Raw genomic sequence first — 15,948 nt, forward strand, 5'->3', positions numbered from 1 at the left:
ACTTGGCGCTGTCGATCAGCTTCTGCAGCGAGGTGATGCCGGTGTTGGCGGCCTGCAGCACCTGCACGCCGTTGGCAATGCCATCGAGCAGGTTGTTGATGTCGCTGGCGCGGTTGTCGAGCGACTGGGCGGTGAAGAAGTTGGTGGGATTGTCCAGGGCCGAGTTGACGCTCTTGCCGGTCGACAGACGGTTCTGCGTGGTGGCGAGAAGATCAGCGGTGGACTGGAGGGAGAGCAGGTTCTGACGAACCGATGCGGAGAGGACGATGCCTGACATACTCTGTTACCTTTCTGGTAAACGACGCTACTGTTACGCGTCTGCATGGATCGCGATTGATCCAGCGACCGGCGGACCGTGGCGCCGAGAATCTAACGAAGCATGAAATGAAACCGGCGCTTTTGCTGAGTCGCGGGATGATTCGGAAGGGCGAGCGCCGTCCGCCGCTGCGCTGCCGCAGGATTTCGCCATTGAAAGGATTAGGATTTTTCGCGTGAGGGATGCGGATTCACAACTCGTTAACTAGTCTTGAGGGAGTATTGCACCCTGATCCGCCGCAACACACGCTCGGTTACGAAAGCGTTGATGGAGAACAGGCATGGCCCTCAAGGTCGAGCTCAGACCGCACGAACGCATCATCGTCGGTAACTGCGTGATAACCAACACCGACCAGCGCGCCCGCCTTCTGATCGACGGCGACAACGTGCCGATCCTGCGCGAGCGCGACATCCTCACGCCGGAGACCGCCGACTCGCCCGCCAAGCTCGTCTATCTGGCGGTCCAGCTGATGTACATCTCGCCGGATCCGCAGAGCCAGCACGGCACCTATTTCAACCTGGTGCGCGATATCATCACCGCCGTGCCGAGCGCCTGGCCGATCATCGAGAGCATCAACAACAACATCATGAGCGGCGATCTCTATCGGGCCCTCAAGGACGCCCGCAAGCTGATCGCCTACGAAGACAAGCTGCGTGAGCAGTTCGAGGCGACCCATCCCAAGGATGAGGTCAAGGGCGAGGTCAGCTCGGCCGCCTGAGCACATCGCAACATCTGACAGCAAAACGCCCCGGACCTGGTCCGGGGCGTTTTGTTTTCAGGGCGTTTTCAAGCGAAGTGGGTATCGGTTCGCGTGACGAAAACGCGTCAAAAGGTTCGCGATGTCACTGCGCGGCGAGCGGCGGCGCCTCGACCTCGATCATGCCGCCGCTGCGCCGGTCGCCGAACGTCAGCACGGCCGCAACCAGCGCATCGATGTCCCTCTCCTCGGTGCGGTGATTGACGATGGCGGCGCGGATCGCGAGCTTGCCGTCCAGCGTGGTGCTCGATGGCGCCGCGAGACCGGACTCCTGAACATCGGCGACGATCTCGCGATTGACGGCATCACCGGCGCGATAGCGGAAGCAGACGATGTTGAGATTGACAGGCGACAGCAATTCCAGCCGCGGCTCGGCCAGCACGCGCGCTTCCAGATATTTCGCCAGCGCGCAGCTTCGCGCGATCACCGCACCCAGCCGGTCGGTACCGAATGTCTTCAGCGTGAACCAGGTCTTCAGCGCGCGGAAACCGCGCGACAGGTCGGGACCGAGATCGCAGGGCCAGACCGCGCCCGCGGCAAGCCCCCTGGCCTCGCGGCTGAGATACGCTGCCGGCTGGGCAAAGGCCTGCCGGTGCTGCTCGCCGTCGCGCACCAGCAGGAAGCCGGCGTCGTAAGGCACCTGCCCCCATTTGTGGAAGTCGAGCGCGATGGAATCCGCAAGCTCGATGCCGTCGAGCTGCGGCGCGAGCTCGGGCGAGAGGATGGCGAGCGCACCGAACGCGCCGTCGACGTGAAACCAGATGCCTTCCTCGCGGCACAGCGCGGCGATGGCCTTGAGATCGTCGATCGCACCGATATCGACCGTGCCGGCAGAGGCGACGACGAGGAACGGCTTGAAGCCGACCTCGCGGTCGACAGCGATCTGCGCCCGCAGCGCGGCAACGTCGACGCGATGATCGGCATCGACGTCGATCTTGCGCAGCGCATCGGTGCCGAGCCCGGCAATGTCCATCGCCCGGGAGACACAGCCATGTGCGGCCCGCGACGTGTAAGCGGTGAGCAGCGCGCCGTCGTTGCCGACGCCATACTGCCGCGCCAGCGTGCCGAGCGCGGCCGTGCGCGCCACCAGCACCGCCATCAGATTGGCCATCGACGTGCCCGTGACGAAGATGCCGCTCGCGCTGTCCGGGAAGGCGAACAGGTCGCGCATCCACGCGACGATCTGGCGCTCGACCTCGATCGGCATGTGATCGCGTCCGCCGAGATTGGCGTTGAGGCCCGCAGCGAGCATGTCTGCGAGCATGCCGACGGCGGTGCCGCCGCCATGCACCCAGCCCATGAAGCCGGGATGGACGTTGCCGGTGGCATAAGGCGCGACATGCTCTGCGAATTCGCGGTAGACGTCGGCGAGATCGCTCGCCTCTCGCGGCACCTCGGATTTGATGGCCGCGCGAACCTGATCGGGAATCGGCTGCCACACCGGACGCGCGCGGACGTTGGCGATGCCGTCGATGGCCTCGTCCAGCATGCGATGGGCCAGCGCGCGAAACGCGCTCCAGTCCTGCGGATCGAGCGAGGTGCTGGTGGCGGCGCTTTGCGTGTTGCGGATGATCTCGTTCATGCCGCACTCTCCTTGCTGGCCTTGTCAGCTGTCTCGGCGTGCCGCGACAGCATCGCCGTGAACGCGGCGAAGATCTTGCGCATCTGCGGCGGCTTGTAGGGAAACACGGCCGGCGGATCCATGTTGTGCACGACGGCGGTGTTGTCGGCCTCGAACACCAAGAGCTCACCGTCCTGGTTCTCGGCGCAATCGACGATGAAATAGTCGAGACCGACGCGCTTGCTCATCTCGTCGAGCGCATGGCGATGACGCGCGGCGAATGCGGTATCGAAGTCCTGCATCCAGGTGGCTTCTTCGGCGCGCTTCTCTTCGCTGAACGCCATGTAGGCGTTGAGATACCAGATGTCCCAGCGGTCGGCGATCGCCATGTGGCAGGCGTAAGGCTTGCCGTCGACCATGGTGAGACGATATTTGCGGTAGAGCCCGTCGGGGCTCGCATAGTCGACGAAGCGCGCGACGAAGAAATCCTGCTCCTGCCGCTCGGCGAGATAGGCTTGGAGCGCCGCCGCGTCGTCGACCTTCGCGAGCCCGACGCCGGCATGCGTGCCGCGCGGCCGGATGATCATCGGAAAGCGCAACTCGCCAGTGATGTCCGCGCAGGCGATCTTGCCGTCCAGAAGCTCGGACAGTTGCGTGCGCGTCGTGTGGACGGTCACGGGAATGTCGAGACCGGAGATACCAGCCAGCAGGCGGAACAGCTTGTCGCGATCGAGATTGCCGATCAGCTCCGGACGATTGAGCAGCGGCCGCGGCCAGGTGGGCGCAGCCTTTTCAATCACCGCAAGCGTCTCGCGGCACTCCTCGGAATCGGAGGCGACCACGATGGCGACATCGTGATCGGGCAATGTCTCGGGCAAGCCGACGCCCTTCACCACGTACAGCGTCAGCAGCTCGATATCGGAGCCTTCGAGCAGGAATTCGATCGGGGTGTTGCCGCCCATGTCAATATCGGCCGCGAGCGCGAGCACACGCAGGCGCGGTTTCGGAAGCCCGCAAGGCGTGCGAAACAATTGATGGAAGGCGAGCACCTCGGTCTGGATCACCAGCCCCGCCTCCTTCTCGCCGAGCAGCTGCGCGATCAGCGACAGGTCGAGGCCCTCGCCCGCCTCCGCCGTCCCCTCCGCGATCCGTGCCAGCAGGTGCTCGCGCAACGGATGCAGATCGCCGCCCTCGAAGGCGCGGCGCGTCAATTGCGCAAAGCCGATGCGGTCGGAATAGTTCGGCGTGGAAACGGGATTCAACATCTTCAGGCCTCGAGCACAAACTTCCCTGGCGCCGTGGTGGCACGGTCCAGCAGCAGCTCGATCTTCACCACGACATGGGCGATGCGATCGAGGATATGCTGCAAATTGCGTTGCGCCTGTGCGGCGTCGGCCGACCAGGCTTCGGTGACGAGCCGGCCGCCGACACAGAGGCGCAGCACGGCTTGCGGCGCATCGTCAGGCCGCTCCAGCCGGACCGGCTGGCCGACGAGACAGCATTGCGCGGCAAGCTGACGGTCGGCCGCGCTGCCGCTGATCTCCTCATTCATGTCACGCGCCAGCGCCCGATGAACGGCGGTGGTCTCGGCGACCGAGACCGGCTTGCCGTCGCGCAGCAGCGTGAATGGAAAGATCGTGGTTGCTGCGAATTCCTCGTCGTCCGCGCTCGTCGTCTCGCACATGCGCGGAATGGGACGAAGCGACGGCGACAATGCAATCATGCTGTCGATGCCGGCCGCGAGCGCGGCCAGCGCCTTGGCGCGAAACGCGCCGGGCACGGCATAATAGCTGCCGATCTCGGCAAGAGCGGCTTCCCAGCGCAACCATTGGCCGAAGTTCGGCCGGCGCCCGAAGCGCGAGCGCAGCGCCGTCCAGGCCATCGGCCAGTCGCAGCGGCCGGCGTAGTCGAGGATTCCGGGCGCGACCGCGCCGATCCGGTCGAACGATCGTGACAGCCCTTTCGGCACCAGCAGCGCGCCGCTGAAGGCCGGGCCGCCGAAGAACTTGGAGCCGGTCATCAGCACCATGTAGCCGCGATCGAGATAGGCGCGCAGCCGGCGGCGGCCGAGCCGCGCTTGGCAGGCATCGACGACCACCTGAACCTTGCGCGGCCAGCGCCGCGCGATCTCATCGAGGCAGGCAGCGCTCGGCGCACGCCAGCCGAGCTTTGACGAATCCATGATCTGGAGGAGAACGCAGCGACCTTGCGTCAGGCTGTCCTCGACTGCGCGCATGACCGCCGCATCTGCGTCCGCACGCATCGCGATGCCGGCCGTCGTATCGAGCAACGGCACCAAAATGCTGTCGCCGGCGAGCCCCGCCACCGCACCGTCCTTGCGCACCGCAACGCCGCTCGCCGTCATCGTGCTGAAATGATGACCGCGCGCGGTATGGGCCGTGCCGCTCCCGGTCTGATCGGCGCCCACCACGATCGTCACCGGCGGCTCGCCGAGCGCCGCGCGCGCCAGGAACAGGGCGTGCAGCTGAGAATCCGTGCCGGATGGCGAGAACACGATGTCGACGCGCGGCGAGAGCTGGAGATGGCCGCGCAGCTCCTCGCGCATGTCCTCGCAGCGCGCATCGAAGGCGATCTCGACCTCGTCGAACAGGCATCTGTGCATCAGCTCTTCGCGCGCCAGTGCGGCGCGGTCGTAAGCTGCCTGCGAGATCGTGGACGCGGTCGAAGAGGCGAAATTCCAGATCTCGGGCTCCGGCGAGGCCGCACAGCCATAGGCATTGACGCGGTCCGCCGGATCGAGCGCGAGCCGGAGGTCTCCGCCGGACACCAGCAGCGTATCCAGCGGCGTGAACAGATCGCGCAGACGGTAGCGCGAGCCTTGGTCGGACACACGCTCGGGGATCGATGGGAGGGATGCGCCGGTGCTCATCCCGAAAGCCTCACGCCGCGTCGGCGGTGGCCGCCGCCGCAGGGGCAGCCGCGAATTGCGAGGCGATATCGCCGTGAAACACCGACGGGCCGACATGATCGAGCGAGCTCTGGATGTCGGCCCAGATCTCGCCGCCGATATCGGTCCAGCGCTTGCAGAAGGCGAAGTCCTCGGACAGATAGGTACCGGTCGCCGGATCGATCATGCATTCGAACAGCGCGAACCGGTTCTGGCTGGCAGCAAGCGTATCGTGCGAATGCTCGCGGAAGAATTGCAAGGCCGCGTAATCCGGATGGCGGCACATCGCCTCCAGCACGTGGCGGCGGATCATCAGGAAGCCGGTGCCGGCATAGCGCACGCGGGTAAAACCATTGACCACGACGATGCGGTCGGGATCCTCGATCTCGAGCACATAGTCGAGCGAGGCCGCCGGCACGTCGGTGCGGCCGGACTGGATCGCCCGCTTCGCCTTGTCCCAGTTCACCCGCTTGATCGGGTAGCAGCCGGCGACGACGTCCGCGCCGCATTCGATCAGCCGGAACACCTGCTCCGGCTTGAAGCCGATATCGGCGTCGATGAACAGGAAATGCGTCGCGTCGGGGTCGTCCAGAAACATCGCGACCAGATTGGCCCGTGCCCGCGTGATCAGCGCATCGCCGTCCCGCAGCAGCACCTTGAGCCCGAGATTGGACATGCCGTGCACAGCCCGCTGAAGCGCGAAGATCGAGCTCGCATAGATGCTCGACACCTGCCCGCCGAAGCAGGGCGTCGCCACCACCAACTGCATCTTGTCCGACATCGCCAGCTCCGCCCCGCTCAAATCCTCACCAAGAGGTAAAGAGGCATGGTTAACGGCGCCTTAACGCATCCTTACAGGAACTTGACGAGCGAGAGCTGCGCGAGGTTCGAGGTGACCTGGTAGGACGCCTGGAGCGCGTTCTGAAGCGACAGTATCTCGCTCGCGACCTGGTCGGGCGAGGCCGACTCGGCCTGGTCGATGATGGACTGTAGCTGCGCCTTGGCCTGGGTCTGGCGCGTGCCGGCGTCCTTCATCGTGTTCTGGGCCATCGCGAGGTCGGTCTGGATGTCCTCGAGGTGCTGCTGGCCGGGCTGCTTCGTCAGCGCCTGGGTCGTGCGCAGGCTCAGCGCCGCCACCTGGCCGCCCGCATACTGACTGGTCGCCGAGGTCGAGAACGTCCCGAACACGGCGATCGCCTGCAATTGCTGACGGATCGCGTCCTCGTCGGCCTGCGCGCCGTATTGCACCGTGACGGAATCGTCGACCCGCGCCATCGCGGTGGAGCGCGGCGAACCGGGACCGTCATTGCCGGTATACCATTTCACCGTGTTGGCCGAACCGTTGACCAGCGTCGTCGCCGAACTCGCCGGCGAGGAGCCGACCCGCAGCGGCGGCTGCGTGGCAGTGACCGGCGTCGAGCCAAATCCGAGCGCGCCCAGCGCGCCGGTGTTCGAGGTCGTGATGTTGAGGCTCGCCGCATCATCCGTATTGATCGTGATCGAACCGCCATGCACGGTCGACGGCTTCGTCGTGCCGGTGATCGCGTCGATCTTGCTCATCAGCGTCTGAATGCTGTCGCCGACATTGAGCTGGTTGCCGGTCGCGCCCGAGGCGACAAAGGTCAGCGTGGTGCCGTTGACGGTAATGGTGTCGCCGGCAACAAAGCCCGGCGAGATCGAGTCCGAGGGGCTCGCGCCGGACAGCGCCGTCGCGCCGGTGATGGGCGCGGGCGTCGCCGCCTGGTTGTTGACCGGCGTGCCGATCGCCGAGCTTGCGGTGTTGAAGAAATTATCCCCGGCCGTGATCGCGGAGGCCGCAACCAGCGAGGTGTTGGCGAGCTTGGTGATCGCGGTGTTCAGGGCGGTGTTGAGGTTCGCCGCGGTGTTGTTCGGGTTGACCGGCGTGCTCGCATCGATCGCAAAGCTGCCGAGCGGTGTTGGAATCGCCGACGACGCGGTCAGGTCGATCTGCTCGGTCGACCCGTCCGGCAGCGTGAACTGGACGCTCAGCTTGTCGCCGTTGTTGGGATTGACGCCGTTGAGATCGACGGAGAACGACACCGGCGAGCCGCTCGGGCCGGTGACGGTCGCGCCCGTCAGCGTCGAGGACACCGCCTTGAGCTTGAGCCCGAACGGCGATCCCGCGACGTCTTCCGACACCTTGACCGAGCTCGGCGTCGGCTGCGTCTGCACCAGCCGTCCCATGCCGTTGGCCCCCAGGTCGGCAGCCTGGCGCTCCGCCATGACGGTCTTGAAGCCAGCCTGCGTGGTGGTGCCGTTGATGATGTCGCCGGCATTGGCGACCGATTGCGTGTTGAAGGCCGTTCCCGAAAACAGATAGCGGTTGCCCGACTGCGTGTTGAGGACGCCGACCATCGAGCCGAACTGTGCCGCGGCCGTGTTCTGAGCGATCGTCTGGCCGTTGACGTTGAGATCCTGCGCGGTGCTGGCGGAGCCGGTCTGCACCGTGTTGCGGATCGTCGTCAGCGACTGCAGCGCGGTGTTGGCGAGGTTGATGTTGACGTTGACGTTGGTGATCGTGTCGGTATAGGCGGCGATGTTCGACAGCTGCGAGCGCCCGGCGATCGCGAAGCCCTCGTTGGTGCCCATGCCGGAATAGTTCTGCGACAGCTTGCCGGTCGAGAGCTGCGTCGACAAATCGGTGAGCTGCTGATTGATGTTGCGGATCTGCGCGCCGAGGATCGACGAGGAATAATTGATGCTGCTGATCGACATGTTTCAGAGCCCTGCTACTTGTTACACTTGAGCCTGGATCAACGTGTTCATCATGCTCTGCACCACCGACATCACATGCGCGTTGGCGGCATAGGCATTCTGGAGCTGGATCAGGTTCGACATCTCCGAGTCCAGATTGACCTTGGCAGTCGAGTCGAACTTGGCCTGCAGCGTCGAGACCACGACGCTCTGGCCCTGCTGGAGCTGGGTCGCCTGCGTCGCCGCATTGCCCTGAACGCTGAGGAACTGCTGCAGGTAGTTCGAGACGCTGCCGGTGAAGGGCTGGTTCGCCGAGCCGAGGCCGGTCGTCGGCGAATAGGAGAACACCGTGCTGGTGAGCTGCGAGTAGAGATAGTCCGAGCGCGTGGTGTCGCCCGCGGGCGTCACCGGCGAGGTGTTGTAGACCGACAGCCTGGTCGGATCGGCCACGAGCTGCGTGTTGACCGCGATGCGCCCGGCAAGGCCGGTCATCTGCGAGCCCGATGCGGTGATGGCGCCGGTATAGAGCGCCTGCCCGCCGTCGGTGAACAGCGGCAGTTGCGGATTGCCCGAGGTCAGCGACGAGATCGTCTTGGTGCTCGAGGCCGAATTGAGCTTGGCAAGGCCGCTGTTGTCATCGGTGATGCGCAGCGTCGTGGCGGTGGCCGGCGACGGTGCGGCGGAGAATGTCAGGTGGGAGCCCGGCAGCGCCGTGTTGAGTGCCGAGGCGATCGCGCCCATGCCGCCGGAGAAGTTCACGCCGATCCGCATCGGATTGGCGCCGGTCGCGTTCTGCAGCGGCAGCGCCGCCGGATCGGTCACGTTGACGAGCGTGACCTGGCGCTGGGTGTTGGTCGTCGTGTCGGTGTAGGTGAGGTTGACGGTGTTGCCCGGTTGCGCGCCGGCCAGATCGATGTCGAAACCGGCCGGCGGGCCGGAGACCGTGCTGCCCGCCGTGGTCTTGTCGGACAACGCGCTCGACATCGTCGCCGCGAGCTGGTCGATCTGGTTCTGCGCCTGCACCAGCGTCTGGTCGCGCAGCTTCAGATCGGCCGCGATCTGGCCCGAGGAGACCACGTTGTTGGCGACGACGTCGACCGACGATCCGTTCGGCAGCGTGATGTTGAGCGCACCGACGCCGGACTTGGCAGGATCGATATTGTAGAGCGAGGTCGCCGAGAGCGCGCCGGCAGAAGCAAAGGTGAATTGCGAGGCCAGGCCGGCGCCGACCAGCTGGATGCCGGTCGTGGTGTAGATGTTGGCCTGGTTCGAGCCGTCGGTGGTGACGCGGACGTCGACATATTTCGACAGTGTGTTGATGGCCTGGTCGCGCTGGTCCATCAGCGTTGCGGCCGAGGGATCGTTCGCCGACAGGCCCTGGAGCTTGGTGTTGATGTCGGCGACCTTCTGCATCGCAGCGTTGGCCTGCTGCGCCGAGGTGCCGAGATCCTGCTCGACATTGGAGCGCAGCGACTGGATGCCCCTGGTGGTGACGTTGAGTTGCGTCGCCAGCGCCTGCGCCGCGCCGAGGGCAACGGTCTGCGCGGACGACGCGCCGGCGCTGGTCGACAGCGCCTGAAGCGAAGTGGTGAAATTGTTCAGCGCGGTTTCGAGCGTGCCGCTGTTGCCGGGCGTGCCATAGACATTCTGAAGCTGCTTCAGGATGTTGGCCATCTGGTCGGCGTAGCCGCTGCCGCCGGTCTCGGTGCGCAGCTGGTTCAGCACGTAAGTATCGAGCTCGCGGCTGACGCCGGTCGTCATCGCCGTCGAGCCGAAGTCGCCGGTGGTGACCTCGATCTGGTTCGGCGTCTGGACGACGTAACCCGGCGTCTGCGAATTGGCGACGTTCGAAGAGACGATCGAGAGCGCGGCCTGGTTGGCACGCAGACCGCTCATCGCGCTGGCAAGGGCTGAACTCAAACCCATGTGGACTTACCCGCCTTTGGTTACGTCGCGCGCCGATCAGCGCAACACGTTCAGGAGGTCCTGCACCATCGAATTCGCCGTCGTGATCACCTTGGTATTGGCCGAATAGGCCTGCTGGGTCACGATCAGCTTGGTGAATTCGTCGGCGATGTCGGTGTTCGAGCCTTCCAGCGACGAGCCGCTGATGGAGCCCGAGGCGCCGTCGATCGCAGGTCCCGACTGCTCGGTCGCGGCATAAGCGCCGCCGTCGAGCGCCTTCAGGTAGTTGGTGCCGTTGAAGTGCGACAAGGACACCTGCGCAAGATCGAGGTTCTGGCCGTTGGAGAAGGTGCCGACCACGAGGCCGTTGTTGTTGACGGCGACCGAGCGAAGCTGACCCGCGGCGTAGCCGTTCTGGGTGATGGTGTTGATGGTCACCGCGCCGCTGGTCGAGGCGTATTGCGTCAGCCCGCCCGAAGAAATGTTGAAGGCGACCGAGCCGAGCGACTGGCCGCTGACGCTGACATTGTTGATGGTGATGCCTGATCCGCTCGGCGAAGTCAGCGAGCCGTCCGCGGCGAAGGTGAAGGCCTGTCCGGTATTGACCCAGCCGACCGTGGTGCCGGTGGCATTCGGGTCGGTCTGGTAGAACAGGTTCCAGGTATCGGAATGGCCGGTGCCCAGCGAGGCGCTGTCGGTCTTGGCCCAGCGCAATTGCATGTTCACCGGGGTGCCGGCTGCGTTGTACGCGGTCACCGCGCCGCCGCTGATCGATTCCTTGGTGAAGGTCGCGATGTCGTTGCCGATCACGCCGCCGGTGCCGGCGGTGCCGCCGCCGTCGCGGTTCTTGGTGATGGTCGAGGTGAAGCCGAGCGCCGCGAAGGCCGCACTGTTGGAGCTCGACACCGACAGGTTGGAGACGGTGCCGGTGTTCAGCGTGATCACGCCGCCGCTGCTGACCGACGATCCCGACGCGCCGGACAGCGCATCGATCTTGCCGAGCAAGGTCGTGATGTTGTCGGTGATGTTGATCTGGTTCGCGCCGGACGCGCCCGAGGCCATGAAGGTCAGCGTCTGACCGTCGACGGTGATGGTGTCACCTGCGGCGAAACCCGAGGAGAGCACCTCGGCGCCGCCGGCAGTCGCCGAACCGCTCAGCACCGTGGCGCCGGTGATCGCGGGCGAGGACAGCACGTTGCCGCCGCGCGTCACGCTGCTGATGCCCAGCGCCGTTGCCGCCGTGCCGCTGTTGACCGCCACGTCGACGCCGGTACCGGTCGAGATCTGGATGTTGCCGCTGGCGGAGAGCGACGCCGTGACGCCCGCGCCGCCCGCGGTCTGGATCGCGTTCAGGATGCTGGCCACCGTCGCCGTCGTGCCCGCGCCGAGACCGATCGTGGTGTTGCTGCCGGTCGTCGTGACGGTCGTGCCGCCGTTGAAAGTGATCGTGTTGCCGTTGATGGTCAGGGTCTGGCCGCTCAATGCGGTGAGGATGCTGGAGGCCAGATGCGTGCCGACGGTGTTGTCGAGGGAGGTGCTGGTCGAGGCCACCGCGGACGAGTTGTTCTGGAGCGCAACCGTGCCCGTTCCCGTCGTCGACGAATAGGCCGAGCGCAGATTGCCGGTCGCGGCCGCACCGGACACGGTCGCATTGGTGTAGGGCGCTGGCGGTGTGCCGACCGGCAGCGGGTTGGCGGTGAAGTCCGACGGGTTGAGGCCGCCGGCCGCCAGCAGCGTACCGCTCGCCGCGGTCGAGCTCGCCGCCGTGTTCGGCACGCTCGGCAGGTTTGCCGCATACTGGATCGAGGTGGTCGCCTGCGCCGGGATGAAGTTGTTCTGGAATTTCAGGACAGTGGCGACGTTACCGGTCGGATTGCCGGTCTTGGGGTCGACCGTGGTGCCCATCAGGTAGTAGCCGGCGCCGTTGACCAGATTGCCGTTGGCATTGAGCTGGAAGTCGCCGCGGCGGGTGTAGTAGGTGACGCCGCTGAACACCGGCACGTTATCGACGACGCCGGTCGCCTTCTGGATCGAGAAGAAGCCGTCGCCGGTGATCGCCATGTTGGTGGCGACCGTAGAGGACGAGATCGTGCCCTGCGTGGTGATGGTAGCCTTGGCGTTGGCCGTGACGCCGCCCGCGACCTGCTTGCTCGGCACCGAGGCGTCGGGAATGAGATCGACGAAGCTGGTGCCGATGCCCTTGTAACCGGTGGTGGATGAGTTCGCGATGTTGCCGGAAATGTTCTGCAGCGCGTAGGACTGCGCCTGCAGGCCACCCACCGAGGTGTTCATTGCATCGAAGATACCCATAACTTTGTCTCCAAATCCGATCTCGGCGGCCGGTCGACCATGGCCGCAGTCGAAGGAGACAGTCGCAAGGGCTATGCCAATGCGGGTATTCTCATGAAATCAATGACTTAAATAGGAATGCCCCGGTCCGATGACCGGGGCACAATTGCCGGGCCGGCAACAATTGCCGGGAAACCATAGCGTTTTCGAGCGAAGTGGGGCCCGGGTCGCGTGAAGAAAACGCGTCACATAAAGAGCCTTACGTTGCCGACGCCGCCGCCGGGTGGAACACCAGCCCAAAACCGTCGATGCAGTAGCGCAGGCCGGTCGGCTTGGGACCATCGTCGAAGACGTGGCCGAGATGGCCGCCGCAGCGCCGGCAATGCACCTCGGTACGCAGCATGCCGTAGGTGCGGTCCTCGGTCTTGCCGACATTGCCCTCGATCGGCTGGTAGAAGCTCGGCCAGCCGGTGCCGCTCTCGAACTTGGTGTCGGACGCAAACAGCGGCAGGTCGCAGCCGGCGCAGGCGAAAATGCCCTTGCGGTGTTCCTTCAGCAGCGGGCTGGAGCCCGGCCGCTCGGTGCCGTGATTGCGCAGGATCTCATATTGCTGCGGCGTCAGCTGGGCGCGCCACTCGGCCTCCGTCTTCGTGATCTCGAACGTCTCCGCGGCCTTCTCGCCAGCCTCGGCAGGTGTCCCGTTCAGCCAGCGGAAGGCCGAAAGGCCGAACAGGCCGGCGACGGTGGTCAGCAGGATGCGGCGGTCTAACATCTCATTCTCCGTGCGCGGGAAATCCACGCCCTGAGATACGGGTTCTAACGGCCGACGTTACACGTCCGGGCGGAGTTTTTCTCCACTTATTGCGAGACAGTGTGGTCCGGCGTGACCGGTTCCGGTGCCTGTGCCTGTGCTCCCCGCGCCGCCGGTTCCGGCGGGGCCGGCCGCGGCCTGACACTTGACCGGACATCTGGCGGCGGCCGGCGCGGGCCGGTGCCGGCGGCCCGGTTGGCTTCGGCGAGGCGCGCCTCGCGCTCCCGGTCCTTGATCCTGGCACGCTCGCGGTAGCGGGCGAGCGAGCCCGCGGCGGCCGAGCTCGCCCTGCTCCAGATCCCGACCAGCTGGCCCGCGACCCGCCCGGTGGCGCCGCCCGCCCAGACCAGTTCGAACGGCGAGAACAGCTTCCAGCGGTCGTCGCCCCACAAGATGCTGCGCGCGATCATCTGCCCGGCCATGGCGGAGGTGTTCATGCCCTGACGGCCAAACCCGCTCGCCACCCACAGGCCTTTGCGCAGCTGGCCGATCTGCGGCATGCCGTGCACGGTCTGGCCGGTGGCGCCGCCGAAGGTCTCGGCGATCTCGACATTGCCGAGTTCGGGGAAAATCGACCGGATCCGCCGCTTGATGCTGCCCGCGAAACGCTGCGGACGGGCGGCCCAGGTGGTCTCCGGGCTCTCCCACATCAAGCGGTCGCCGTCGACGACGCGGAAATGGTCGACCCCGTCGGAATCCATCACCGATCCCTTGAAGGCGATGATCTCGCGCACGCGCTCGCCGAGCGGTGCGGTGATGCCGGCATAGCGCCACACCGGCAGCAATGTCTCCGACAGGCGCCGCAGGGGCGCGCCGAGATGGATATTTCCCGCCAGCACGATATGGGTGGCGCGCAGCCGCGCGGAGGGCGTGACGATGCGCTTGCGGATGCCGGAATGATCGATGCTGACGACCGGCGTATCCTCGAAGATGCGGGCTCCCGCCCGCCGCGCCAGCGCCGCAAGGCCATGCACATATTTGCGGCCGTCGACCTGGAACGCCTTGGGATAGTAGACGCCGTGGAAGTAATGATCGGTCTTGAGCGCCTCGCGGACGCGATCGACCTGCCAGCCCTCGACCTCGGTGTCGAAATCCTCGTTCAACATCTGGAGCCGGCTGATCAGCCGGTCGCCGGCATCGACGTTGGAGACTTCCAGCACGCCGTCGCTGAGCCCGATGCCGGGCATGTTCTCTTCGCTGGCGTTGGCGCGGACGAACTCGGCCCCCTCCTTCGACAGCGTCCACAATTCGCGCGCGTCCTCGAAACCGATCCGCTCGATCAGGTCGGCGAGCGGCAGCGCAAAGCCCGGCATCACGGTGCCGAGCTGGTTGCCGGAGGCATTCCAGCCGATATGACGCCCCTCGAGCACCGCGACGCTGGCCCCGAGCCGGGCCGCCTCCAGCGCGATCGAGAGCCCCGCGAGCCCTGCCCCGATCACGCAAATGTCGGCGTCGAGATCGAACGACAGCCGCGCACGCTCGCGAAAGCCGGCTTCTTCTTGGGACACGCTTGTGAAAGTCTCGCTCATGCCCTTTTCTTAAAGGACCGGTCAGGCGCTTGTCACCTTATGCTCAGGCCGCAGCTGTAGATTATCCTGGATGTGGAACGATTCGAGAATGCCATGCGCCGTTTGATGCTGCTGCGTCACGCCAAGACCGAGACTGACGCGCCGAGCGGCCGTGACCAGGACCGCCGCCTCGACGACCGCGGCCACAAGGACGCGGCCGTGATCGGCGACTGGATCGCCACCCATCCGCCCTTTCCCGAGGCCGTGCTGGTGTCGCACGCCGTCCGTGCCCGGCAGACCTGGGACATGGCCTGGGAGACGATGAAGGACCGCGTCCCGGCGCCTGAGGTCGAGGTGCTGCCGGAACTCTATGGCGCCGATCCCGCCCAGATCCTGGAGACCATTCGCACTGCAACCGCCCCGCGCGACCCGAAGCAGCTGCTGCTGGTCGCCCACAATCCCGGCATGCACGAGGCCGTCTTGATGCTGATGGGCAGCGGCGATCCCGCCGGCGCCAAGGCGCTCGCCGACAATCTGCCCACGGCGGGGCTTGCGATCCTCGACTTTGACGTCAAGGATTGGGGGGACGTGGCCTACCGCCGCGGCAAACTGGTGCTGTTCGTCAGCCCCAAATTGCTTCGATCAGGTTGATCGCGCGACGGGCCGGCAAGACGTCCTGACCGGAAGACTGGAGGCGCAGATGTTCAAGTCCATCCTCGTGCCGATCGACCTCGCCGACACCGATCTCGCCAAGCCCGCGATCGCGACCGCGGCCACGCTGTCGCAGACCTGGGGCGGATCGATCCGCCTGCTCAACGTGCTGCCGATGACCCCGGTGATGCTGGCCGAATACGTCCCGGCCGATTTCGACGAACAGCAGCGCCAGACCTCGGAGGAAGCGCTCGCCATCGTCGCGCGCGAGTCGGGCATCGAGGCGGGCCACATCTCCAGCGTGGTGCGCCAGGGCGGCATCTACCACGAGATCCTGGAGGAAGCCGTGCATATGAAGGCCGATTTGATCGTGATGACCTCGCACCGGCCGGCGATGCGCACCTACTTCCTCGGCTCCAACGCCGGACATGTCGTGCGTTACGCGAAGTGCTCGGTGCTGGTGGTGAGGCATTGAAGGCAGCTCCGAACGCAGTCCGTAGCCCGGATGGAGCGCAGCGCAATCCGGG

Annotated in this window: 13 protein-coding genes; 3 read left to right on the plus strand and 10 right to left on the minus strand. The window is 65.7% G+C overall.

The window, feature by feature from the left end; translation table 11 throughout:
* On the minus strand, positions 1-277 hold a 277-nt coding region (locus tag HYH08_RS32600), incomplete at its 3' end, for a flagellin N-terminal helical domain-containing protein (RefSeq protein ID WP_502789277.1).
* 319 nt (positions 278-596) lie between these two features.
* Between HYH08_RS32600 and flbT the strand changes: the two genes are divergently transcribed.
* Positions 597-1,034: a flagellar biosynthesis repressor FlbT gene (gene flbT / locus HYH08_RS32605; protein WP_220013923.1), complete on the plus strand. Its 438-nt coding sequence runs from the start codon at positions 597-599 to the stop codon at positions 1,032-1,034.
* A gap of 124 nt (positions 1,035-1,158) precedes the next feature.
* Here the strand turns inward: flbT and HYH08_RS32610 are convergent, their stop codons facing one another.
* From HYH08_RS32610 to HYH08_RS32650, 9 genes are all read right to left on the minus strand, one after another.
* Complete coding sequence (locus HYH08_RS32610; RefSeq protein WP_220013924.1) at positions 1,159-2,655, minus strand: pyridoxal phosphate-dependent decarboxylase family protein; 1,497 nt, start codon at positions 2,653-2,655, stop codon at positions 1,159-1,161.
* The gene (locus tag HYH08_RS32615; RefSeq protein WP_220013925.1) at positions 2,652-3,899 is read right to left on the minus strand and encodes an ATP-grasp domain-containing protein; all 1,248 of its coding nucleotides are present in this window, start codon (positions 3,897-3,899) and stop codon (positions 2,652-2,654) included. Before HYH08_RS32615 ends, HYH08_RS32610 begins: the two co-directional genes overlap by 4 nt.
* A 2-nt stretch (positions 3,900-3,901) precedes the next feature.
* On the minus strand, positions 3,902-5,524 hold the full coding sequence (locus tag HYH08_RS32620; protein WP_220013926.1) for a hypothetical protein: 1,623 nt from the start codon (positions 5,522-5,524) through the stop codon (positions 3,902-3,904).
* A gap of 10 nt (positions 5,525-5,534) precedes the next feature.
* Entirely contained in the window at positions 5,535-6,323 is a 789-nt protein-coding gene (locus tag HYH08_RS32625; protein WP_220013927.1) for a methylenetetrahydrofolate reductase, read from the minus strand.
* Between the two features lie 71 nt (positions 6,324-6,394).
* Positions 6,395-8,278: a flagellar protein gene (locus HYH08_RS32630; RefSeq protein ID WP_220013928.1), complete on the minus strand. Its 1,884-nt coding sequence runs from the start codon at positions 8,276-8,278 to the stop codon at positions 6,395-6,397.
* Between the two features lie 21 nt (positions 8,279-8,299).
* Complete coding sequence (flgK, locus tag HYH08_RS32635) at positions 8,300-10,183, minus strand: flagellar hook-associated protein FlgK (protein ID WP_220013929.1); 1,884 nt, start codon at positions 10,181-10,183, stop codon at positions 8,300-8,302.
* A 36-nt stretch (positions 10,184-10,219) separates the two neighbouring features.
* Positions 10,220-12,472, minus strand: coding sequence for a flagellar hook-basal body complex protein (locus HYH08_RS32640; RefSeq protein ID WP_220013930.1), 2,253 nt, complete (start codon positions 12,470-12,472; stop codon positions 10,220-10,222).
* Positions 12,473-12,710: 238 nt separating this feature from the next.
* Positions 12,711-13,223, minus strand: a complete 513-nt coding sequence (gene msrB, locus HYH08_RS32645; RefSeq protein WP_220013931.1) for a peptide-methionine (R)-S-oxide reductase MsrB — start codon at positions 13,221-13,223, stop codon at positions 12,711-12,713.
* An 86-nt stretch (positions 13,224-13,309) separates the two neighbouring features.
* Positions 13,310-14,791: an NAD(P)/FAD-dependent oxidoreductase gene (locus HYH08_RS32650; protein WP_220013932.1), complete on the minus strand. Its 1,482-nt coding sequence runs from the start codon at positions 14,789-14,791 to the stop codon at positions 13,310-13,312.
* A gap of 93 nt (positions 14,792-14,884) precedes the next feature.
* Between HYH08_RS32650 and HYH08_RS32655 the strand changes: the two genes are divergently transcribed.
* Together HYH08_RS32655 and HYH08_RS32660 are read left to right on the plus strand one after the other, a co-directional pair.
* Positions 14,885-15,421: a SixA phosphatase family protein gene (locus HYH08_RS32655; RefSeq protein ID WP_220013933.1), complete on the plus strand. Its 537-nt coding sequence runs from the start codon at positions 14,885-14,887 to the stop codon at positions 15,419-15,421.
* 49 nt (positions 15,422-15,470) lie between these two features.
* The gene (locus tag HYH08_RS32660) at positions 15,471-15,896 is read left to right on the plus strand and encodes a universal stress protein (protein ID WP_220013934.1); all 426 of its coding nucleotides are present in this window, start codon (positions 15,471-15,473) and stop codon (positions 15,894-15,896) included.
* Positions 15,897-15,948 lie beyond the last annotated feature (52 nt).

Source organism: Bradyrhizobium sp. BR 10289 (assembly GCF_019455385.1).
Classification (GTDB): domain Bacteria; phylum Pseudomonadota; class Alphaproteobacteria; order Rhizobiales; family Xanthobacteraceae; genus Bradyrhizobium.

Bases quoted from the DNA above. Each gene is read 5' to 3' on its own strand.
- flbT (WP_220013923.1), top strand. From the start codon at position 597: ATGGCCCTCAAGGTCGAGCTCAGACCGCACGAACGCATCATCGTCGGT.
- HYH08_RS32610 (WP_220013924.1), bottom strand. From the start codon at position 2,655: ATGAACGAGATCATCCGCAACACGCAAAGCGCCGCCACCAGCACCTCG.
- HYH08_RS32615 (WP_220013925.1), bottom strand. From the start codon at position 3,899: ATGTTGAATCCCGTTTCCACGCCGAACTATTCCGACCGCATCGGCTTT.
- HYH08_RS32620 (WP_220013926.1), bottom strand. From the start codon at position 5,524: ATGAGCACCGGCGCATCCCTCCCATCGATCCCCGAGCGTGTGTCCGAC.
- HYH08_RS32625 (WP_220013927.1), bottom strand. From the start codon at position 6,323: ATGTCGGACAAGATGCAGTTGGTGGTGGCGACGCCCTGCTTCGGCGGG.
- HYH08_RS32630 (WP_220013928.1), bottom strand. From the start codon at position 8,278: ATGTCGATCAGCAGCATCAATTATTCCTCGTCGATCCTCGGCGCGCAG.
- flgK (WP_220013929.1), bottom strand. From the start codon at position 10,183: ATGGGTTTGAGTTCAGCCCTTGCCAGCGCGATGAGCGGTCTGCGTGCC.
- HYH08_RS32640 (WP_220013930.1), bottom strand. From the start codon at position 12,472: ATGGGTATCTTCGATGCAATGAACACCTCGGTGGGTGGCCTGCAGGCG.
- msrB (WP_220013931.1), bottom strand. From the start codon at position 13,223: ATGTTAGACCGCCGCATCCTGCTGACCACCGTCGCCGGCCTGTTCGGC.
- HYH08_RS32650 (WP_220013932.1), bottom strand. From the start codon at position 14,791: ATGAGCGAGACTTTCACAAGCGTGTCCCAAGAAGAAGCCGGCTTTCGC.
- HYH08_RS32655 (WP_220013933.1), top strand. From the start codon at position 14,885: ATGCGCCGTTTGATGCTGCTGCGTCACGCCAAGACCGAGACTGACGCG.
- HYH08_RS32660 (WP_220013934.1), top strand. From the start codon at position 15,471: ATGTTCAAGTCCATCCTCGTGCCGATCGACCTCGCCGACACCGATCTC.